Source organism: Streptomyces lycii (assembly GCF_009735685.1).
GTDB classification, from domain to species: Bacteria; Actinomycetota; Actinomycetes; order Streptomycetales; family Streptomycetaceae; genus Streptomyces; species Streptomyces lycii.
Window position 1 is genome coordinate 1 of record NZ_WHPN01000104.1, and the last position, 4321, is coordinate 4321.

Genomic DNA, 4321 nt, shown 5'->3' on the forward strand with positions numbered 1-4321 from the left:
CGGCGTGGCGGCCCTGCCCGCTGCAGTGTCGGCGTGGGCGGTGCGGACGGCCGGTGTGCCGAGCCGTGTCCGCACCCGGGGGGTCCGGCTACTCGTCTTCCTCGTCGTCGAGCCGGGCCAGCCAGGTCGCGAGGCGCTCGACCGGCACCTCGAAGTCGGGGTTCAGATCGACGAACTCCCGCAGCCGCTCCGCGACCCAGGCGAGGGAGACCTCCTCCTCGCCACGCCGGTTCTCCAGTTCCTCGATGCCGCGGTCGGTGAAGTACAAGATTGCTCCGCACGAAACGATGGGTAGGACATCCGGGGACGACCCCGGGACCGTACGGTCCCGGCCAGGATAAGCAGCTTTTCCACAGGCGCTCGCACAGGACCGGGCGTGCGGATAGCCTGCTCGGAGACCGGGGGACGGGGGAGATCATGGGTGAGGCGGAGACCCGTGTGGCGCAGATCGCGTTACCGGACGGCACCGAGGTCTGGGCCCGTGTGTCGGACCCGGGCGAGCTGCCGTCCGCGAGTGGCGACGGCTTTGCGGACACCGGCGTCGCCGACCGTGCCGCCGCGCAGTTGGAGAGCTTCCACGGGCTGGTGACGGGAGTGGCGCGCTCGCTGGCCGACGCGGCGCGTTCGGTGCGGCCGGACGAGGTCAGCGTCGAGTTCGGCATCGAACTCACGGCCAAGTCCGGCAAGGTCGTCGGCCTGCTCGCCGACGGAGAGGCCAAGGGCGCGATCAAGGTCACGCTGACCTGGCGGGACGGCCCGCCCGCAGGCCTCGACGCGGGCCCGGACGGCCGGCCGGACGCGACGGCCGCGTCCCCCGCGCGACCCGCCGCCCAGGGGCCCGGACGTCCGGATGCCCCGGGGCAGCCCGTGCTGCCCGGCCAGTCCGCGGCCCTCGGACGGCAGGGCCCCGGCCGCCCGGCCGGACCGGCGGATCCGGCGCCCGGCGGGAGCGGAGGGTGAGCGGACCGGACGCCGGGGGCGCGCGCGCTCCCATGGAACACTTCCAGCGGCATCTCGCCCCCCTGGTGCGCTCCGCGACGGTCCGCATCCACCAGCCGCCGGGCGGGTATCCCCCCGATGGGCCGCCGCTGTGGGGCAGCGGCTTCTTCGTGGCCCCGAACTGGGTGCTCACCTGCGCCCATGTCGCCATGCGCGGGCAAGGGGGCGAAGTGGGGCTGACGTTCGAGGGCCGCACGGTGCGCGGCCGCGTGGAGTGGGCCGAGCCCGAGGAGGGCGCCGGCGGCATCTGGCCGCCCCCGGACCTGGCGCTCGTCCGGCTCCTGGAGCCCGTGCCGCACGCCTGCGTCTGGCTGACCGAGCGCACCAACGGGGTGCTCACCAGCGATCATGTCGCCTTCTTCGGCCACACCGAGCTGGCCGGTTCCGTCATGGAGGTCGACGGCCGGTGCAGCATCGCGGGCCAGCTCGGCGGCGGCAGCATGGTCCGGCTGGGCAATGAGGACGAGCTGCGCGAAGGAGTGTCCGGCGGCCCGCTGGTCGATGTCGCCCGGGGCGAGGTGATCGGCGTGGTCAAGGGCCGCCGCACCGGGAAGGACGACGGCGGGCTCGCCGTGTCCGTGGTGCACCTGCGCCGGCTGCCCGTGCCCGCCGGCCCGGTCGGCCGCGAGGAGGACGACCTCTACCAGCGCGTGGTGCACGCGCACGACCGCCATCACGCCGACCGGCACGCCGACGGCTACCACCTCGGCCGCACCTGGACCGACGGCCAGGGCGCCCTGCGGCACCACACGGACCGCGCCCTCACCCCCGGCCGGCGCACGGCGCTGCTCGGCCTGCTCGCCGAACTCCCGCCGCCCGTCAGCACCGGAAGCCTGCTGGCCGTCCTGACCGAGGTGCTCGGCCAGGAGCCGGAGAGCCGCCCCGTCGCCCCGCGCGGCTGGCGCGACGGCCTCGGCCTGCTCTACGACCTCTACGCCGAGCAGCACGAGCAGTCCGAGCTGGAGCACATCCTGCGGTACGCGGTGTACGCCGCCACCGCCGAGCGCCCCTACCCCGCCTCCGAGGAGGCCGAGCGGGAGCTGTGGGAGTGGGCCCGCGACCTGGCCGCCGACGCCCAGCTGCCCAAGGTGTTCCGCAACCGCCTCGGCGCCGAGCGCTCGGCCCGGCTGCGCGGCCGGCCCGCGCCGGGGGCGGAGACCGGCGGGGAGAGCGTGTGCCTGGGCGACGACCCGGCTCCCCGCCCCGCGGTCCTCCTCGACCTCACCCCGAGCGCCTGGGACGCGGAGAGCTACGGCTGGCGGGTCAGCTCCGTGCTGGCCTCCGGTGACGTGCTCCCGCTCGACGAGCAGTACGACGTCCCCGCCGACGACGTCCGGGACCGGCTGGCCGCGCCGCTCGCCGAGGCGTTCCGGCGCTGCGACGAACCGGGCCGCCCCGCGACCCTGGAGGTCGCCCTGCGGCAGGACGCGCTGGACCTGCCGGTGGACACCTGGCGGGTGCCCGCCGACGGTCCCCCGCTGGGCACCCAGCGCCCCGTCGTCGTCCGCTGCTCCGACCGCCCTCCGCCGGACGACGAGGAGGCGGAGGAGGACGAGCGGCGGCGCTGGCACCGGCTGCGCGAGGGCCCGATGGAGCCGGTCGTGCTCGACTGCGTGGAGGACCGGCCCGAACCGCTGCCCGACGCCTCGGCGCTGCGCCGGCTCGGCCCGTACACGCTCCCGGTGCTGTGCCGGACGGGGACCGACGCCGGTGACCCCGGGGCGCTGCGCAAGCTCGTCGCGGGCGGGTTCGCGGTGGCCCTCTGGCGGCGCGAGGCCGCCGACCCGGTCTGCAAGAGCTTCCACCGCGGCACGCTGCGGACGGTCACCGACCACAAGCGGGCCGACCGGCTGCCCGCCGCGGTGCACCGGCTCCGCGCCGCCGTCGGCAGCGGCGTGCCCGAGGCCTACTGGTCGCAGGGCGTGGCACTGCTCCACGACGATCCCAGCCGGCCTCTGCCGGGATCCGACGACCTCCTGGAGACGCCGTGAAGTGGCTCCCGGAGGCGGCCGTGAGCGGCCCCGGAGACAACGGAAAAGGCCAAGGAGGCGCCATCACGGGACCTCCGGACCTCTTACGGGGTCGCGCTCTGCCCCGATACCGTCGGGGCACGTCCCGCGCACCCGGTTTCCCCGCACCAGCGACGAGGAGCATGGCGTGAGCGAAGCGAGCGAGTGGCTGATCTACCGTGGTGCCGGCGAGCCGCACGACGGCATCGAGGCGTTGCCCGACCCCCCGCCCTGGCGGGACTTCGACGGCGGTCCGCTCGTCGACCCCGGCCCCGGCACGGACAGCGCGTCCACCCGGAGGCTCGGTTCCTTCAACCATCTCGCGGAGATGCACCGCCCGAGCGCCGAAGAGCTGGAGATCGTCAACGCCGCGCTCTATCTGCGCCGGCCGCTGCTGGTCACCGGCAGCCCGGGGGCGGGCAAGAGCACCCTCGCGCACTCCGTCGCGTACGAACTGGGCCTCGGCCGGGTGCTGCGCTGGCCGGTCGTCAGCCGCTCCACCCTCGGCGACGGCCTCTACCGCTACGACGCCATCGCCCGCCTCCAGGACGTGCAGATCGCGGCGGGCAGCCGCGGTGTGCCGGGTGCCCGTGCCGAGACGCCCGGCGGCATCGGCAGCTACATCCGGCTGGGTCCGCTGGGCACCGCGCTGCTGCCGACCGCGAAACCCCGGGTGCTGCTCGTCGACGAGCTGGACAAGAGCGACATCGACCTCCCCAACGACCTGCTGAACGTCCTGGAGGAGGGCGAGTTCGGCATCCCGGAGCTGGAGCGGCTCGCGGAGCGCGAGCCGGAGGTCGAGGTGCTGACCGACGACGGCGCGCGCGTCACCGTACGGGACGGCCGCGTCCGGTGCCGGGCGTTCCCGTTCGTCATCCTCACCAGCAACGGCGAACGGGACTTCCCCGCACCGCTGCTGCGCCGCTGCATCCGCCTGGAGCTGGGCCAGCCCGATCACAAGCGGCTGGCCACCGTCGTGCGGGCGCATCTGGGCGAGGAGGCCGCCCGGGCCGGGGAAGACCTGATCAACCGCTTCCTGGAGCGCTCGCGCACCGAACTCCTCGCCGCCGACCAGCTGCTGAACGCCATCTACCTCACGCACAACGCCGCCCCGCCCACCCGGGACCGGCTCGCCGACCTGCTCATCCAGCGACTCGACCGGCCGAGGTGATGTGCTGATGGGGGGCGCCGCGCGCCCGGACCCCGCCCGGGCATCCGCCGAGGACGGCCTGGCGCATGTCGTCGCGCTGCTCCGGGAGGCCGGACTCGACCCGGACTTCGGGGAACTGGCCGACGCGGTGTGGCTCGCGCGC

The 4321-nt window shown here is 75.2% G+C and carries 4 protein-coding genes; 3 read left to right on the forward strand and 1 reads right to left on the reverse strand.

Translation table 11 applies throughout. The features are described 5' to 3' along the window. Window positions 1-88: 88 nt before the first annotated feature. Entirely contained in the window at window positions 89-268 is a 180-nt protein-coding gene (locus GCU69_RS04840; protein ID WP_098750029.1) for a DUF6104 family protein, read from the reverse strand. Between the two features lie 149 nt (window positions 269-417). Between GCU69_RS04840 and GCU69_RS04845 the strand changes: the two genes are divergently transcribed. From GCU69_RS04845 to GCU69_RS04855, 3 genes are all read left to right on the forward strand, one after another. Then, window positions 418-960, forward strand: coding sequence for a CU044_2847 family protein (locus GCU69_RS04845; protein WP_098750030.1), 543 nt, complete (start codon window positions 418-420; stop codon window positions 958-960). After that, on the forward strand, window positions 957-2990 hold the full coding sequence (locus tag GCU69_RS34300) for a VMAP-C domain-containing protein (protein ID WP_143671068.1): 2034 nt from the start codon (window positions 957-959) through the stop codon (window positions 2988-2990). The genes GCU69_RS04845 and GCU69_RS34300 overlap by 4 nt, the downstream gene beginning before the upstream one ends. 166 nt (window positions 2991-3156) lie before the next feature. Beyond that, window positions 3157-4179 carry an AAA family ATPase gene (locus GCU69_RS04855; RefSeq protein WP_098750032.1) on the forward strand — a complete coding sequence of 341 codons (1023 nt, stop codon included), beginning with the start codon at window positions 3157-3159 and terminating at the stop codon, window positions 4177-4179. Window positions 4180-4321 lie beyond the last annotated feature (142 nt).